Origin of the sequence: Duganella sp. BJB1802 (assembly GCF_013369445.1) — a bacterium.
In the GTDB taxonomy this organism is placed as follows: Bacteria; Pseudomonadota; Gammaproteobacteria; order Burkholderiales; family Burkholderiaceae_D; genus Rugamonas; species Rugamonas vulcania_A.
The window spans coordinates 1-16,622 of the sequence record NZ_JABWEF010000018.1 but is presented as its reverse complement, the minus strand read 5'-3'; the positions used below and the strand labels follow the sequence as shown (position 1 = coordinate 16,622).

12 protein-coding genes and 1 pseudogene are annotated in these 16,622 nt (G+C 67.5%); 10 read left to right on the top strand and 3 right to left on the bottom strand.

All coding sequences use genetic code 11. The annotated features are described in order from the left end of the window. Nucleotides 1–2 precede the first annotated feature (2 nt). The 4 genes from HUX88_RS24495 to HUX88_RS24480 are packed head-to-tail and all read left to right on the top strand — an operon-like array spanning nt 3 to nt 6,698. The gene (locus HUX88_RS24495) at nt 3–1,112 is read left to right on the top strand and encodes an AAA family ATPase (protein WP_176363469.1); all 1,110 of its coding nucleotides are present in this window, start codon (nt 3–5) and stop codon (nt 1,110–1,112) included. Beyond that, nucleotides 1,103–3,541 carry a DUF5682 family protein gene (locus HUX88_RS24490; protein ID WP_176363468.1) on the top strand — a complete coding sequence of 813 codons (2,439 nt, stop codon included), beginning with the start codon at nt 1,103–1,105 and terminating at the stop codon, nt 3,539–3,541. Before HUX88_RS24495 ends, HUX88_RS24490 begins: the two co-directional genes overlap by 10 nt. Next, nucleotides 3,534–4,664: a VWA domain-containing protein gene (locus HUX88_RS24485; RefSeq protein ID WP_176363467.1), complete on the top strand. Its 1,131-nt coding sequence runs from the start codon at nt 3,534–3,536 to the stop codon at nt 4,662–4,664. Before HUX88_RS24490 ends, HUX88_RS24485 begins: the two co-directional genes overlap by 8 nt. Before the next feature lie 3 nt (nt 4,665–4,667). Further along, the gene (locus tag HUX88_RS24480; RefSeq protein WP_176363466.1) at nt 4,668–6,698 is read left to right on the top strand and encodes an SWIM zinc finger family protein; all 2,031 of its coding nucleotides are present in this window, start codon (nt 4,668–4,670) and stop codon (nt 6,696–6,698) included. Between the two features lie 30 nt (nt 6,699–6,728). Here HUX88_RS24480 and HUX88_RS24475 read toward each other — a convergent pair whose 3' ends face one another. Together HUX88_RS24475 and HUX88_RS24470 are read right to left on the bottom strand one after the other, a co-directional pair. Then, complete coding sequence (locus HUX88_RS24475; RefSeq protein ID WP_176363465.1) at nt 6,729–7,175, bottom strand: hypothetical protein; 447 nt, start codon at nt 7,173–7,175, stop codon at nt 6,729–6,731. 114 nt (nt 7,176–7,289) lie between these two features. After that, on the bottom strand, nt 7,290–7,823 hold the full coding sequence (locus HUX88_RS24470; RefSeq protein ID WP_176363464.1) for a hypothetical protein: 534 nt from the start codon (nt 7,821–7,823) through the stop codon (nt 7,290–7,292). Nucleotides 7,824–7,988: 165 nt separating this feature from the next. Between HUX88_RS24470 and HUX88_RS24465 the strand changes: the two genes are divergently transcribed. Both HUX88_RS24465 and HUX88_RS24460 read left to right on the top strand, forming a co-directional pair. Next, nucleotides 7,989–10,232, top strand: a complete 2,244-nt coding sequence (locus tag HUX88_RS24465; RefSeq protein ID WP_176363463.1) for a TonB-dependent receptor — start codon at nt 7,989–7,991, stop codon at nt 10,230–10,232. Nucleotides 10,233–10,244: 12 nt separating this feature from the next. Beyond that, nucleotides 10,245–11,288, top strand: a complete 1,044-nt coding sequence (locus tag HUX88_RS24460) for an enolase C-terminal domain-like protein (RefSeq protein WP_176363462.1) — start codon at nt 10,245–10,247, stop codon at nt 11,286–11,288. Here the strand turns inward: HUX88_RS24460 and HUX88_RS24455 are convergent. Then, nucleotides 11,248–11,856 carry a TetR/AcrR family transcriptional regulator gene (locus tag HUX88_RS24455; protein ID WP_217916432.1) on the bottom strand — a complete coding sequence of 203 codons (609 nt, stop codon included), beginning with the start codon at nt 11,854–11,856 and terminating at the stop codon, nt 11,248–11,250. The genes HUX88_RS24460 and HUX88_RS24455 overlap by 41 nt on opposite strands. Before the next feature lie 67 nt (nt 11,857–11,923). Here HUX88_RS24455 and HUX88_RS24450 point away from each other — a divergent pair, with 67 nt between their 5' ends. The 4 genes and pseudogenes from HUX88_RS24450 to HUX88_RS24435 form a co-directional block, all read left to right on the top strand. Further along, nucleotides 11,924–13,516: a serine hydrolase gene (locus tag HUX88_RS24450; protein WP_217916431.1), complete on the top strand. Its 1,593-nt coding sequence runs from the start codon at nt 11,924–11,926 to the stop codon at nt 13,514–13,516. Continuing rightward, nucleotides 13,509–14,834 (top strand): MFS transporter, encoded by a 1,326-nt coding sequence (locus HUX88_RS24445; RefSeq protein ID WP_176363459.1) that lies wholly within the window; start codon nt 13,509–13,511, stop codon nt 14,832–14,834. Before HUX88_RS24450 ends, HUX88_RS24445 begins: the two co-directional genes overlap by 8 nt. Next, complete coding sequence (locus HUX88_RS24440; RefSeq protein WP_176363458.1) at nt 14,831–16,291, top strand: M81 family metallopeptidase; 1,461 nt, start codon at nt 14,831–14,833, stop codon at nt 16,289–16,291. Before HUX88_RS24445 ends, HUX88_RS24440 begins: the two co-directional genes overlap by 4 nt. Next, nucleotides 16,288–16,622 (top strand): annotated as a pseudogene (locus tag HUX88_RS24435) (hypothetical protein); the annotation flags it as partial. The gene HUX88_RS24440 and the pseudogene HUX88_RS24435, both read left to right, overlap by 4 nt.

The window sequence follows — 16,622 nt, the reverse complement described above, 5'->3', positions numbered from 1 at the left end:
GCATGAGCACACAGAGTACATCCAGTACGACCGACATCCTGCGCAGCAGCGCCGAACTGCGCCACCAGGCGGAGCTGCTGCGCCTGCAGGAAACCGACAAGGACCCGCGCCCGCAGGGCTGGCGCCTGTCGCCGCGCGCCGTGCGCCGCTTCATCCTCGGCGACGAGGCGCTGGGCGTGAGCCGCAAATTCTACGGCGACGATCCGCTGGTGGACCGCGCCGTCGTCACGCTGATGGGCCACCAGGGTCTGATGCTGGTGGGCGAGCCGGGCACCGCGAAATCACTGCTGTCCGAGCTGCTGAGCGCCGCCATCAGCGGCGATTCGGCGCTGACCATCCAGGGCACGGCCGGCACCACCGAGGACCACATCAAATATTCGTGGAACTATGCGCTGCTGCTGGCGGAAGGACCGAGCCAGCGCGCCATGGTGCCCTCGCCGCTGTACCAGGCCATGGTGGCCGGGAAGATCGTGCGCTTCGAGGAGATCACGCGCTGCCCGCCGGAGATCCAGGATGTGATGATTTCGCTGATGTCCGACAAGCAGGTCATGGTGCCGGAGCTGGGCGACCAGGCGCGCGTGCACGCCAACCGCGGCTTCAACGTGATCGCCACCGCCAACCTGCGCGACCGGGGCGTGCACGAGATGTCGTCGGCGCTGAAACGCCGCTTCAATTTCGAGACCGTGCGGCCGATACGCGATCACGCCTTCGAGGTGGAACTGGTGATGCGCCAGGTGCAGCGCGACCTGGGCAGCGCCAACGCCAGCGTGCGGATCGAGCGCGACGTCATCGCCCTGCTGGTCACCACCTTCCAGGAACTGCGCGCCGGCCAGACGCAGGAAGGCACGGCGATCAAGACGCCGGACACCGTGATGTCGACCGCCGAAGCGGTCAACGTCGCCTACGCCGCCGCGCTGGAAGCCTGCTACCTGGGCGATGGCCGCCTGACGCCGCGCGAACTGGCCAACCAGCTGCAGGGCGTGGTCCTGAAGGACAATGCGGACGACCTGAAACGCGTGCAGCACTATTTCGACACCGTGGTGCGCGAACGCGCCCGCCGCGACGACAACTGGAAGGCGTTCCGCGACGCCGCACGCGGCCTGTGGCCATAAGCCGGGAAGTCCAGGCGGGGCTGGAGAAGCTGGCCGCCGATGGCCTGTACTTCGCGCCGGTCCGTCATCACAGCCCCGCCTGCGCGCTGGCGCTGCAGGCGCTGATCCGCGAGGTGCGTCCGGCCGTGGTGCTGATCGAAGGACCGGACGACTTCGACGCGCTGCTGCCGCTGCTGCTCGATCCCGCCACCCGGCCGCCGGTCGCCATCCTGTCGCAGGCGGCGCTGGCGGAGCAGCTACCGCAGGAAGACGCGCCGCCGGCGGGCGTGCGCTCGGCCTTCTATCCCTTCTGCGACTACAGTCCGGAATGGGTGGCGCTGCACGAGGGCCGCGCGCTGGGCGCGCAACTGGCCTTCATCGACCGCCCTTGGCGCGGCGGCGGCGATGAGCACGACGAGGAAGTGCGCAGCCTGATGTCCGAGCGCTACCTGGCCCACAGCGAGGCCCTGAAGGCACTCACCGCGCGCAGCGGCTGCCGCGACCAGGACGAACTGTGGGACCATCTGTTCGAGCTGCGCGAGGCCGCCGGCCTGCGCGACTGGCGGCGCCTGTTCGCCGACGTTTTCGCCTACTGCGCCATGGCGCGCGCCGGTTACGAAACCGCCGTGCTGGAAGCCGACGGCAGCCTGCCACGCGAGCGGCACATGGCCGCCCACCTGCGCGCCTGGCGGGCCAGGACCGACGGCGCCATCGTGGTGGTGACGGGCGGCTTCCACACCATCGCCCTGCAGCAGATGCTGGAGCTGGACGCGCCGCCGGCGGAAGCCGTGACGGGCAAGCGCATCGGCAACTGGCTGATACGCTACAGCTTTGACCGGCTCGACGCCCTGAGCGGCTACGCGGCGGGCATGCCGGCGCCGGCCTACTATCAATGGGTATGGGACAGCGCCAACGCGGCGGCGGACGGCCCGGCGTTGCTGGACGTCGCGGCCGGCGCGCTGACCACGCTGGCGCGGCAATCGCGCGAACTGGGATTGGCCGAACAAATCTCCACCGCCGACGTGCAGGCCGCGCTGCTGCAGGCCACGCGCCTGGCCGAACTGCGCGGTCATGCGGGACCGGGCCGGCAGGACCTGCTGGACGCGGTGCGCTCCTGCTTCATCAAAAGCGCCATCGACGACGGCACCAGCGGCCTGGCCGCCGACCTCCAGCGCTTCCTGGGCGGCAGCAGGCTTGGCGACATTCCGCCATCCGCAGGCTCGCCGCCGCTGGTGGAGGACGCGCGCCGCACCGCCGCGCAAATGCGTATCCGAGTGGACGACAGCCTGCCGCGCATCGTGCGGCTGGACATCTACCGCAAGGAAAGGCACCGCGCCCGCAGCCGCTTCCTGCATTTGATGGCGTATCTGGACACCGGCCTGGCGCAATGGCGGTCCGGCCCCGACTTCATCGGCGGCGCATCGCTGGACATGCTGGCCGAGGAATGGCGCGTGGCCTGGAACCCGATGGTGGAAGCCCGCCTGATCGAGCTGGCGACGCTGGGCGCGTCCTTGTCCGCCGTCGCCATGGCGCGCCTGCGCAAGGACCAGGAGCAGTTGGCGGCGCAGGGCCAGGGACGTTCGGCGGTACAGGCGACCGACCTGCTGACGCGCGCCTGCCTGATAGGCCTGCACCGCCAGCTGCCCGCGTTGCTGGAGCTGATATCGTCCACGCTGGACGAGGATGCCAATGCCGGTTCCGTCATCGCCTGCGCCCACAAGCTGCTGCTGTTGTGGCGCGGCCGCGAACCACTCGGCTTGCAGGAGCACCCGCAGTTGCGCCGGCTGCTGCTGCAAGCCTGGCGCACCGCGCTTTTCCTGATGCCGCAACTGGCGCAAATGAAGCGGGATGAGGAGGCCGCCGCCGTCGAAAGCCTGCGCTCCATGCACACGCTGCACGGCGCCCTGCGAAAACTGGCGGACGACGAAGTGGATCACTCCCTGTGGCGCCAGCACCTGCGGCGCCTCGCCGCGACGCCCGAGGCGCCTGGCGTCGGCAGCGCCGCCGGCGCCATGCTGTTCATCGACGGCAGCTGGAACGAGGCGCAGCTGGCGGCCATGCTGCAAGCGTGCTTCGGCCCCGGCGCCCTGCCCGGCGATGCCGTGCGCGCGCTGAAAGGCCTGATGGCGGCGGCGCCCGAACTGCTGCTGACGCAAGCCAGCCTGCGCACCGCGCTCAACGCCGTCATGTCCGGCTGGGACGAGCAGACCTTCGTCTCCTTCCTGCCGGACCTGCGCCAGACCTTCGCCGCGCTCAGGCCACGGGAGACCGCGGAACTGGCGGAGGCGTTGGCCGGCGCGCGGCAGGACAAGCTGCTGGCCGAACTGCACTACAACGCCACCGAAGCCGACCTGCTGGCCGGTGCCGCCATGCAGGCCGCGCTGGCCGACAGCCTAGCGCGCGACGGCCTCGGGGCATGGCTGGGAACATCGGGAGCATCGCATGGTTGACCAGGAAATGCTGCGCCGCTGGCGCCTGATTCTGGGCCGCTACGCCGAACAGTCCATGGATCGGGCGGTGATGAGCGACCGCGATCGCCTGATGGAGCAATCGCTGGATTACCTGTACAGCCGCGAGTACGAAGGCCGCGGCATGATGCGCGCGCCGGCGGGCAGCGGCGGATCGCTGGACGGCAGCGCCGTCACCGCCATCGACTGGCTGCAGCGCACCCGCAAGCTGTTCCCGCAGGAGGTATTCGAACGCATCCAGCACCACGCGGTGGACAACTACCAGATGACCGAACTGCTGGACGATCCGGCGGTGCTGCGCTCGCTGGAGCCCAACCAGGCGCTGGCCCGCACCCTGCTCGGCCTGCGCGGCCGCCTGAGCGCGGAAGTGAGGGACGTGGTGCAAGGAGTGATCCGCAAGGTGGTGGACGACATCAACCGCCGCCTGCGGCCGCAGTTCGTCAACGCGCTGGTGGGCCGGCGCAACCGCTTCCGCCGATCGCACGTGCCCAGCGCGCAGAACTTCGACCCGCGCGCCACCATCGCCGCCAACCTGCGCCACTACGACACGGCCGGCAAGCGGCTGGTGATCGAACGGCCGATCTTCAACGCGCGCGTCAAGCGCAACCTGCCTTGGGACGTGATCCTGTGCGTCGACCAGAGCGGCTCGATGCTCGATTCGGTGATGTACAGCGCCGTGGTGGCTGGCATCCTGGCCAGCCTGCCGGCGGTCAATGTGCGGCTGGTGGTCTTCGACACCAACGTGGTCGACCTGACCCACATCGCGGCCGATCCGGTGCAGGTGCTGCTCACCGTGCAGCTGGGCGGCGGCACCAACATCGGCCGCGCGCTGCAATACTGCGAAACGCTGGTGCGGACGCCGCACCGCACGGTGGTGGCGCTCATCAGCGACTTCGAGGAAGGCGCGTTCCCCGGCCCCTTGCTGAACAGCGTGCAGCGCCTGGCCGAGTCGCGCGTGAAGATGCTGGGCCTGGCCGCGCTGGACGAAGGCGCGCAGCCGGTCTACGACCGCAGCATGGCGCAAAAGCTGGCCGGGCGCGGCATGGAAATCGCCGCGCTCACGCCCTCGCATTTTGCCGAGTGGCTGGCCGAGGTCATGGGGTAGCGCATGGAACAGGACTGGCTGCAAATCTACCGCAACTTCGACGACAACGCGCTGGCGGCGCTGGCCAGCACAGGCCTGGTGCGCCGCGCCGCCAAGGATGTGGATGCGGACAAGGTGGCGTGGGCGTCGCCGCCGGACGGCAAGCATGCCACGCTGCGCGCGGACGGCCAGCTGGTGACGCTCAACCCTGGCGGCCCGGCCAAGGCCAGCTGCGATTGTCCCGCGCCCGGCATCTGCAAGCACATACTGGCCGCCGCCTTGTGGCTGCGCGCCGCCGCGCCCTCCTCCTCCGACGGCGAGGCGGCGCCGGTGGACGTGCTGGCCGAAGTGCTGCGGCTGGAACCGGCCGCCGTTTTCAAGGCCGCAGGCGTGGCCGCCACCCGCAAGGCCGCCGCGCTGCTGGCGGACACCGAGGGCGCCGTCATCACCGGCACGCCCGGCGCGCTGTCGATACAGCTGCCGGCGCTGGACGCTCCCTGCCTTTACATCGCCGGCGGCGGCTATGCCAGCATGGTGTCCGAAGCGCCCGCCGCCTCGCGCGCGGTCGTCCATCTGCTGGCGCTCCTCGCGGTCTGGCGCCGCCACGGCAGGGAGTTCGCCTGGCCGGAGGCCCTTGCCGCAGCCGCGCCGTCAGCCGCAGCGGAAGACGGCCTGTCCGACGACGAGCGCCAGTTCCTGGTCCGCCTGCGCGCACTGGTGCAGGAAATCTGCCAGGGTGGATGGGCGCACGTCAGCGAGATCATGCCGGCGCAATTGCGCGCGTTGGCGATGTCGGCGCGGATCGAGTCCTTTCCGCGCCTGGCCGCGATGCTGCGCACGCTGGCCGGCACCACCGACCTGCTGGCGAAGCGCGACCTGGGCGCCGATGAACGCCAGGCCATCCGGCTGGCGGTACGCATCTATGCCCTGTCGCACGCGCTGGAAGGCGCCCGGGGCGATTTGCTGCGCGACTTGCGCGGGTCGGCGCGCCGCAGTTTCAATGGCACCGGCACGCTGGAACTGCTGCCGCTGGGCGCGCACTGGTGGGAACTCCGCGGCGGTGCGCGCGGCCTGACCATGGCGTTCTGGGATCCCGCCGGACAGCGCATCATGCAGGCGTCGCTGGCGCGGCGCGATGGCGCCGACCGCGCTTTCAACCGCGATATCGCCTGGAGCGGCAGTGCCCTGTGGCCGGGCGTGGGCGCGGTGTGCGCGCTGGGCGGCGGCACGCTGGCGCTGGCGAACGTGCGCGCATCGGACGACCACCGCATCAGCCTCAGTGCCGAAACCAGCGCCGGCATGCTGCCGCCGTGGCGCGCCGACGACCCGCGCTGGCTGGCCGCCGGCCATGACGACTGGACCACGCTGGCCGAGGCCATACGTCAAGGCGCCGGCCTGCGCGGCGAGGACATCGACTGCGTGCTGCTCAAGCCAGCCGATTTCGACCAGCCGGTGCTGGACGAGATACGCCAGGTCTCCAGCTGGACGCTGCGCGATGTGCATGGAGAGGCGCTGACGCTGCGCCTGTCCTGCGGCCCGGAGCGCCATCTGCGCATCGACAATATCCAGGGATGGGCCGAACAAGGGCCGGTCATTCGCGGCGTGCTGGCGCGGCTGGAGCGCGACCTGCACGGCTGCAGGCTGGAACCGCTGTCGCTGGTCGTCGAACGGAATGGCGCGCTGCGCGCCGTCTCGCTGGATTATGAGGCGCCGACCAATCGCGCCGGCATGTCGCTGCTGCAGCGGATCTCACGCCTGTTCAAATCCGGCGCGCCCGAAACCGGTGCGGCGCCGGCGGCCCCGCACAGCGACTGGCTGGAGCACCTGCGGCTCATCATGGAAGACAAGGCGCTCACCGGCCGCCTGCACGTGACGGGCGAAGACCGGAACAGCCTCGCCTCCATGCAAAGCTTCCTGCGCGCCAGCGGACTCGATCTGGTGGCCGATGCCTTGCGCCGCTATCTCGACCATCCCGGCGCGGAACAGGCCATGGCGCTCATGTATCTGTGCCAAGCCTGCGCGGACGCGGGCGACCTGGCCAGCGCGCTGCGATAACGCTTCTTGCCATATCCACTTGCGGTCTCCTCAAAGCCATGGAATATTAGTCCGGCAGGCATCACCAATTTGGGAGCTGCCCCATGACACCGATCCCAGATCGTTGACGACCTGTGGCACGAATTCATACTCCACACTAAAAATTATCAGCAATTCTGCCGTCGTGGCTTCGGCCAATTCCTGCATCATTCGCCAGCCGCCGTGTTGAGCAAGCGCCAGCGGGGCAATGCGGGGATACACCGGTGCTGGTTCCAGGTCTGTCACCAGGAAAATATCAACCCGCGCCGCCCCACCCGGCTTCCTTTGCTGTTTGCGTTGGACGCCCAATTGAACGTGCCAAATGGCTTTACCTATGCCGTCGATTGCAGCGGCGTCGCACGCCAGGCCGGTGGCGGCGCCACGATCTACTGTGGCGCAGACCTGGGTGGATCCGCCGCCGGTTGCGGCGGCGATTCCGGCGACGGGGCGCACGGCCATTCCGGCTCGGATTCAGGCTGTGGTGGCGATGGCGGCGGCGGGGACGGCTGCGGCGGGGGCTGCGGCGGGGGCTGCGGCGGGGGCGGCAGCGATTGATCGATGTCTATTCCGTTTTCATTTACCGCAGTCGACGTCGCCCGCTCCCATGTGATCGAAACCTTGTATCAACAAGCACACGCTGTCACGGCTGCAATCCTGAATATCCACACTCATGACATTTTCGGGATAGGCCGGGGTTTTATCGAGGCCAAACGCTTTTCTTAACGCATTCGCGTCAATTTTTCTTTTGAAATCGAGGGACACCGATTGCAACTGACCATGCTCCCACGCGAGTTCAATATTGCTTAGAAGCGGGTGAACCTTTGAAACCAGCGCGGGGGGGAATTCGAACCCTTCGTAGTACGCGCTTGCGCAGGGATTTTCCACTGGCTTGAATTTCTTCAAAGAGCAATTGAATTTTGGTTCGCGATGACCGAGCGATTGTTCCAGCATGCATCCAAAATCACGCACGGACATGCGCGGCCACTGCAAAACATCCAGCCTCGCCCTCGCAACTTCGCCGCCATAGGCTGGCGCCAGCATTGCGGCTGCCGCCACGAACGCGAAAAATGGCTTCAGCCTGGTTTGGGATGCGATGGAAAGCCTCATTTGATTTGGTCTGGGAACAACGGTAGAGCGGAAGATTCTAGCACCGCCCTGGAAAACCGCGCGACAGACCGCCTTGCAACAGTTTGCAAATTCTTCTTGCCTCGAATGAATAGTGAATCCATAATCCTTAAAAAAAACGAGCGATCATTCATTAAAGGAGACAAGATGCGTAGGCGAATACCTGGTTCCGGCCCCACCTTCAGCGGCGCCCCACTGACTCTTGCGGCGCTGGCCACGCTCAGTGTCCTTCCGATTGGCGCGCAGGCGCAGAACGCCCGCGCTGATGCCGCGGCGGCGTCCGAGCCAATTGAAACGGTGGTCGTCACTGCGCAGCGCCGCCGCGAGCCTGCGCGCGAAGTGCCTCTCAGCGCGGATGTCGTCAGGGGTGAGGCGCTCGAACGATCCGGCTACCAGTCGCTGGGCGACCTGGCCGCCCTGCTGCCGGGCGTTAATTACAATGAAGCCGGCAGTGGTACGGGACAAAGCCAGGTCACCATGCGTGGCATCTCGACCGGCGCCCAGGTCGGCGCTACCGTCAGCATGTACATCGACGATGTTCCGTTCGGCTCCAGCTCCGGTTATGCGGGAGGTGGATCGAGCGCGCTGGACCTGGGCCTGTTCGACCTTGCGGCCGCCGAAGTCTTGCGCGGTCCTCAGGGCACGCTCTACGGCGCCGGCGCCATGGGGGGATTGATCAAGTATGTCGCGGTCGAACCCGACGCCAGCGAACGGGTGGCCAATGTCACCACCGAGTTGTCCAACGCCAGGCATGGCGAGTTGAGCCATGTGGCGCGAGGCGTGCTCAACATTCCACTGAGCGAAGGCGTCGCCGCGCTGCGCGCGACCTTGTATCAACGGAAGGAAGGCGGCTTCGTGCATGACCGTAACCATGGCGACCGCGTCGCCGACGGCTCGATGACCAACGGCGCCCGGGTGGCGTTGCTGCTCACCCCCGGCAAAGATCTGTCGGTCCGCTTCACGGCCCTGTCCCAGTCCCACAAACGTGATGGCTCATCGACGGAAGACACCAGCATCGCTACCGGACAACCGTTGGACGGAAGCCAGGCGAAGCGGCTGTTCGTCGCCGAGCCGGTGAATGTGCGCAACGACCTGGTGTCGCTGGCCATCAAAGCCGACCTGCACTGGGCCACGCTGGACGCGATCAGCGGCTGGCAGCGCTCGCGCAACGATGGACGGGCCGACCCGTCCGTCCTGTACGTGCCCTACCTGGCGCCGCTCGGCATCAACGCGCCGGGATATGCCATGGATTACGCGTTTTACAACCGCAAGGCAACCCAGGAGGTCAGGCTGACCTCGCCCGCCAGCCGGGCCTTCGAATGGCTGGCCGGGGCCTTTTATACCAACGAGACCGGCTTCAAGTCGCAGCATTTGCAGCCGCTGACCGCCGCCTTCGAGCCGGCCCAGCCGCTGCTGGCCGACGCTCAATTTCCCTCCACTTTCCGCGAGGCCGCCGTGTTTGGAACCGGCACCTATTTCCTCAACGAGCGCACCGACGTGTCCCTTGGCGTACGCCACAGCCAAAACGCCCAGCACCTGGACCAGCGCTTCGACGGCCTGTTCGCCCCTGCCCCGCAGCCGGCGGCCGAGTCGTCCGAAGACGTCACGACCTGGATGGCGACAGCGCGCTGGCGCCCGGCGCCGCGGCAGGCGCTGTACCTGCGCGCCGCCAGCGGCTACCGTCCCGGCGGCCCGCTGGCGATCATCCGCAATCCGCTGACCGGCGAGCCGCTCAACAAGCCGTCGTTCGGTTCCGACACCTTGTGGAGCTATGAAGCTGGCTGGAAAGGTGACGTGGTGCCCGGCAATGTGTCGGCCGAGCTGGCCGTCTACCAGATCAACTGGAAAAACATGCAGGTGTTCACCTCCAACGCGGGATTTTCCGGCATCGGCAATGCCGGGAGCGCCCGCTCGCGCGGTATCGAGGCGACGTTGCGCGCCAGGCCCGCCGAAGGGGTGCGCTTGGCCGCGGCACTCAGCCTGATCGATGCGCAGCTGCTCGACGACAGTCCCGAGCTCGGCGGCAAAGCAGGCGAACGCCTGCCCGATACGGCGCGGGTGGCCGGCGCGCTGCAGCTGGAGCGCGATTTCTCGGTCGACGGCAACCATGCCTATTGGGGCGCATCCTTGCGATATACCGGCGAGCGCTTCAACGCTTTCGCGCGGCCGCCGGCCAATCCGCTCTACCGGCTCCCCGCCTACACCATGATCGACCTGCGCGGCGGCCTTGAATTCGGGCGTGCCAGCGTCGGCATGTTTGTCCGCAACCTGCTTGACCGCCGGGCGCAGACTTCCGCGGACACCGCACTGAGCGCGCTTGGCGGCCCGGCCCGCGTGAATGTCGCGGCGCCCCGCACGCTGGGCATACAACTTTCCTACGCCTTCTTCTGACGGAGACTTCCCATGCTGATATCAACTTTTGTCGAAGAGGTCGTCTTTAAGCAGCCTCTGTCCATTGCCGGGCGCACCCTGGTGGGCCAGCAGGTGCTACGGATCTCGGCGCGCCACCGCGGCTGGGTGGCCGAAGCCGAAGCGGCCGGCGTGTTCTATCGCGGCGAATCCGGCGCCACGATGCAGCGGCAGGTGCACGAGTGGCTGGCCGACCCGCCAGGCGACCTGCCCGACATGTGGAGCCGGGTCCAGCAGATGCCGCCAGGCGGCGCGCGCAATGCGCTCGACTGGATCGTCTGGCAACTGGAGGCGGCGCAGCGCGGCATACCTGCGTACAGTCTGGCCCATCTGCCAGGCCTGCGCGCCAGGACCACCATGGTCACGCTGGGCGTCGCCGCCGCCGGACACATGGCGGCCATGGCGTTGAACTATCCTTTCGCCCGCGCGCTCAAGCTCAAGCTCGATGGCTCGGCCGAGGACGCGGAACGGGTCACCGCCGTTCGCCGGGCGCGGCCGGATGTCGGCCTGTCGGTCGACGCCAACGAAGGCTGGACTATCGCACACCTGGACCGCATGATGGGCACCCTGCTGGAGCACCGCGTCGAGCTCATCGAGCAGCCACTGCCGGCCAACAGCGACGCGGCGCTGGACCACTTCAGCTCTCCGATCCGCCTGGCCGCCGACGAATCGCTGCAGACGCAGGACGAGCTGGAACAGGTGGCGCAGCGCTACCAGGTCGCCAACATCAAGCTGGACAAGTATGGCGGGCTCACGGCGGCGCTGACGCTGGCCGCCAGCGCACGGCAACTCGGACTGGAGGTCATGGTGGGATGCATGGGCGGCCGTTCGATGGCCTTGCTGCCCGCGTTCATCGCGGCCCAGGCCGCCGACCTGGTGGACCTCGACGCGCCCCTGCTGATGGCCAACGACAGCGCGCCGTCCGCCAGCTACGTGGGTGGCCGCATCGATTTCGATCCGGCAGCCTATGCGCAGCCGGTGCTGTCGTCCTCCAGCGTCAGCGCTTCTTCCGTACAGGCGCGCCATGCAGGCGGCTGATCAGCATACGCGCCGCGCCGATCTTCGCTTCGGTCGAGGCCGGGACGCCTATCAGCATTTGCGACTGCGCCGCAATGAGCAGCGACAGCAGGCTTTCGCCGATGGCCAGCACCTCGGCAGGGCCAAGCCCGGCATCTTGCGTATTGATCCTGGACACCGCCGCCAGCAAGGCGCCGCGCATCTGCTCGTAGTTCCGGACCACCACCGCTTGCACCTCGGCGCTGCGACGGGCTATGGCCGCCACCTCCAGTGCCGTGCGCGCCGCCTGCGCCGCCATGTCGGGCGCTTCCTGGCGGCGCAGGATGGTTTCCACCAGCTTCAGCAGAGCGCCAGCGCTGTCACATTCGGCAAACACTTCGCCTTTGACTTCGGCCGTCTCGATCAGCGCGACCAGGATGGCTTCCTTGGAACGGAAATGCACATACAGCGTACCGACCGACAGGCCGGCTTCCTTGCTGATGTCGCTTACGGAAGCTTCGTACAGGCCCTTGCGCTCAAACACGGCACGCGCTGCGGCCAGGATTTGCTGACGCACGGCGGCCATATGGCCAGGATCTCGTTTAGGCATGGGATTTAAAAAAGAATGATTGTTTATTCATTTTATATTGAAAGAGTTCGCAATGACCAGTAATGACATGGAAAAACTTGAAGCAGTGTTGTCCGGCTTGGCAATCGACAGCGGCCCCGGTGTGATCGCGAGCGTGCTGCGTGGCGGCGTGCCCCTGCTTCGGCGTGGCTGCGGCCTGGCCAGCCTGGATTCAGGGCTGGTGAATTCGCCGTCCACCAAAATGCGGATCGGCTCGACCACCAAGCATTTCTGCTGCGTGCTGGCGCTGATGCTGCGCAACGAGGGCAAGCTGCAGATCGACGAGCCGATCGCACGCTGGCTGCCAGAACTGCCGCCCTCCCAGAGCGCCCGCACAGTGCGCCAACTGATGAACCATACCGGCGGCACGCGCGACTACCTGGACCTGTCGCTGTTGTCCAACGGCCTGGCCATCTTGCCCGAGCAAGCCGCGTTTGATTACCAGTGCCGCCAGCAGGAAGAAAACTTCACGCCGGGCGAACAGTTCATGTACAACAACGGCGGCTATCGCATGCTGTCACTGCTGATCGAACGCGTGCTGGACAAGCCGCTTGCGCAAGTCATGCGCGAACGGCTGTTCGAGCCGCTGTCGATGTACGACACCGTCCTGTGGAGCACCGATGTGCAACCACTGCCGGGCAGCGCAACGACGCACCTGGCCCACCCCGACGGCAATTTCACCAAGAGTACATTCCCGTCGGTCATCCTGGGCGAAGGCGGTGTCGCCTCGACGCTGGACGACATGCAGCGCTGGCTGAGCCACTTGATCAACCCGACGTTGTGGCCGCATTCGCTGTCCGATGAACTGATGACGCCAACCACGCTGCCCAACGGTTACGTCAATCCGTATGGTTTCGGGCTGATCCACGAACGCTGGCGCGGCATTACCGTGCTCCACCACGCCGGCGGCGTCGTGGGCGGGACGTGCCAGATGCTGGCGGCGCCGGAACAGGACATCCAGGTCATCGTGATGAGCAACCGCAGCGACATCTCGGCAGCCGACATTGCCGAGAAACTGTTGGTCGCGCTGGTGGCGCCACAACTGGCATCCGAAGACGAGCCAGCCGATCCGCAATCGGGCGAGGCACTCAGCGGCGACTATTACTGCAGCCAGAGCGGCAGGCACTTCGCCATCGAAGTGCGCGACGGGAAGATGTTCCTGCAGAGCTTTGGCATGCCGTTGCCGCTGCTGCGGGACGGCGACGCCGCGTTCAAGGTGAACTTGCTGTCCGTGATAGTGCTGGGCGTCGCGCCGGTGCGCGACAGCCGCGACGTCGTGACGGCCATCAACGTCATGGAACAAGGCAGGACCCACTATTGCGAACGCATCGGGCAAGCAGGCACGGACGCCGCCAGCGTCGAGCGGTTCTACGGCAAATGGCGCAGCGACGAGCTGGGCGCCGACATCGTGGTGGAAACGGGCGAACACGATACGCTGCGCATCGCTGGCCTGTATGGCCGCAACGCGTTCAAGCTGCTGCCGCTGCGGCACGACCTCTGCCTGCTGAGCAGCCTCGATGAACACCTGCCGCTCAATGGCACCGTGCGGCTGGCGCAGGGCGCGTCCGGAAGCCGCGAACTGATACTCGACACCTCGCGCACCCGCAGCTTGCGTTTGCAGGAGCGCCCTGCCCATGGCTGATACCTTCCTCCCATCGCGCGGGCTGCGGACCGGCTTCGGCGCCGGGGCGTTGGGGGCGACGCTGAGTTCAGGCGTCGTCCCCTTGCTGTTCCTGTTCTACCTGACCGAATTCGCCCACGTGCCACCCGCCCTGGCGGGCCTGCTGTTGGCGATACCGAAATTCACCGACGTGGTGCTGGATCCATGGCTCGGCCGCTGGTCGGACCGCTGGGCGCGCAGGACAGGCAGCCGCGCCGCGCTGCTGGCAGCCAATGCGCTGCTGCTGCCGTCCATGCTGGTGCTGCTGTTCATCCCGGCCGGCGGCCTGCCGCTGCCGCTGCGCGTGTCGGTCATCGGCGTGCTGCTGGTGGCGCAGTCGCTGATCTTTACCGTGTTTTCGGTGGCGCACACCGCGATCGCCAGCGACATCACGGACACGATTGCCGGGCGCAGCACGCTGATGTCGGCCCGCGCGCTGGGCCAGACCTTCGCCGGCTTGACGGTGTCCATGCTCGCTCCGCAATTGGTCGGCGCCTTCGGTTCCGGCGCCGGCGGCTACCTGGCCATGGCCTGCACGCTGGCCGCCGCGTCGGCGCTGGCGCTTGGCCTGTGCTGGCTTGCCGTGCGGCGCACGCCTTTGGCTGTCGGGGTGGAAACCAAGGCAGCCGCGCCATTGCTGACGGCCCTGCGCTCCACCCTGCGCAACCGCGCCTTTTATTGCGTGGTGTTGATCCTGGTGCTGCTCGGAACCAGCTCGACCGCCCTGTTCGCAGCGCTCCCCTATGCCAACCAGCATTTGCTGAAGGCCGCGCCCGAACACCTGTCGACGCTGCTCACGCCGATCTTCGTCGCGCTGCTGGTCGGCGTCGCGGCGGCGCCCGCGCTGACGCGGCGGATGCGCCCCAATGTCGTGCTGGCGGCCGCGCTGTCGACCGCCCTCGCCGGCATTGTGTGGTTCGCGGCCGGCCCCCGCGAGAACACATCGATGATCGCCGCCGGCGTGCTGTTCGGCCTGTCGTGCGGCATGCTGACCGTGTTGATTTCGACGCTGGCCATGGAGGCGGCCACCCATTCATCCAGCCAGGGCGAAAGCCTGGGCCTGTACCTGGGCATCCTGTTTTCAGCCGAGAAGCTGGGCCAGTCCCTGGGCGGCATCGTGGTCGGCTTCGGACTGGAATGGGTCGGCCCGTTGCAGGGCACACCGGCACCCGAGGCCGTGCGGCGCCTGGGCCTGCTGTTCGTCAGCGCGCCGGCAGCGGCGCTATTGGCGGCGCTGCTGGTCCTGTTGCCCTTCACTGCGTGCACCGGCGCGCACTCCATCAAGGAGCACAACGCATGAGAATCTTTACTTCCGCGCTGGTCACGGAAACCAATACGTTCGCCGCCTTCCCGACCACGCTGCGCTCGTTCGAGGAACTGGGCATCGTGCGCGGCCCGATAGCGGGCGACATGCTGAGCGACGTCGGGCCGATCGTCGAACAGTGGCGCCACCTGGCCGGACAATATGGGGATACGGTCCACGAGGGCGTGTATGCCATTGCCCAACCGGCCGGCACCGTGGAAGCCGGCGCCTACCAGCAACTGCGCACCGAAATCCTCTCCGCACTCGAGCAGCACATGCCGGTCGACATGGTCCTGCTGTTCCTGCATGGCGCCATGGTGGCCGACGGCACGGACGACTGCGAGGGCGACCTCATCGCAGCGGTGCGCGCCATCGCCGGACCGGACTGCGTGATCGGCGTCGAGCTCGATCCCCATTGCCATATGAGCCATGCCATGGCAACCGAAGCCGATGCCGTCATCCTGATGCGCGAGTATCCGCATACCGACTACGAGGCGCGCGCCGTGGAATTGTTCGAACTGTGCCGCGCGGCCGCGGCCGGCGCCACCCGGCCGGTCATGGAAGTCGCCGACTGCGCCATGGTGGGCTTTTACCCCACCACCGCGCAACCGATGCGCGGCCTGGTCGACTTGCTGGCGGAGGTCGAGCGCCGGCCCGGCATCCTGTCCGCCAGCTACGTGCATGGCTTCCCCTGGGGCGATGTGCCGGACGCCGGAACCAAGGTGCTGGTGGTGGCCGACCGCGACCGCGAGCTGGCTGCGCGCACCGCCCGCGAACTGGCGCAGGCGATCTACCGGCAGCGCGACGCGCTGCTGCCCCGTCTGGAAAGCGTCGAGCAGGTGCTCGACCCGGCGCCCGCCGGGCCATTCCCCCTGATCCTGGCCGATGCCGGCGACAATCCCGGCGGCGGCGCGCCGTGCGACCATACGGTCCTGCTGGCCGCCCTGCTGCGCCGGCCGGCCTTGCGCTGCGCTTTCGGCCCGCTATGGGATCCGGCCGCGGTCGACGCCTGCCATCGGGCCGGCATCGGCGCCGTCATCAACCTGTCCATCGGCGGCAAGGCGGGCCCGGCTTCCGGCAAGCCGCTGCGGCTGGCCCTGCACGTATCGGGCCTGGCCGAACGGCACAGCCAGCAGGTCGGTACGATCGTCGATCCCTTGGGGCGGGCGGCCTGGGTCCGTTGTGGCGCGGTGGACATCGTGTTGGTCAGCCGCCGCCAGCAAACCCTGTCGCCGACCGCGTTCACCAATCTCGGGGTGCCGCTGCACGAAGCCGTCGTGATCGCGGTGAAATCCAGTCATCACTACTACGCCGAGTTTTCCAGGCTTTCCCGCAACTGCCACGTCATCGAGACCGGCGCCGCACTGTCCATGGACTTCGCGCGCTTGCCTTATCGCCGGCGCGGCAAGGTGTTTTATCCTGCGGTCGCCAACCCGGCGCCGGAGCTGGCATGAGCGCGGCGGTCATCACCGAGACGACGCTGCGGCGCGTGGAGTCGCCTGCTTGCGCCCGGGTCGACGTGGACGGGCGGACCCTGCTGAGTTTTGGCGGGTCGGGCTACCTGGGGCTTGGCGCCCACCCGGACCTGATCGAAGCCGGGGTCGACGCACTGCGCCGCTTCGGCGTGCATTCGCAGCTGGCCAGGCATTATGGCTACGCGCTGGTGGAAGCGTGCGGCATTTCCCGCGACCGGGTGGTGGCCGGTGGTTCGATGTCCAAGGCATTCGGCGCACACGGCGGCATTGCCCTGGGGGCGTCCTGGATCGTCGAGCGTCTATGGCGCTC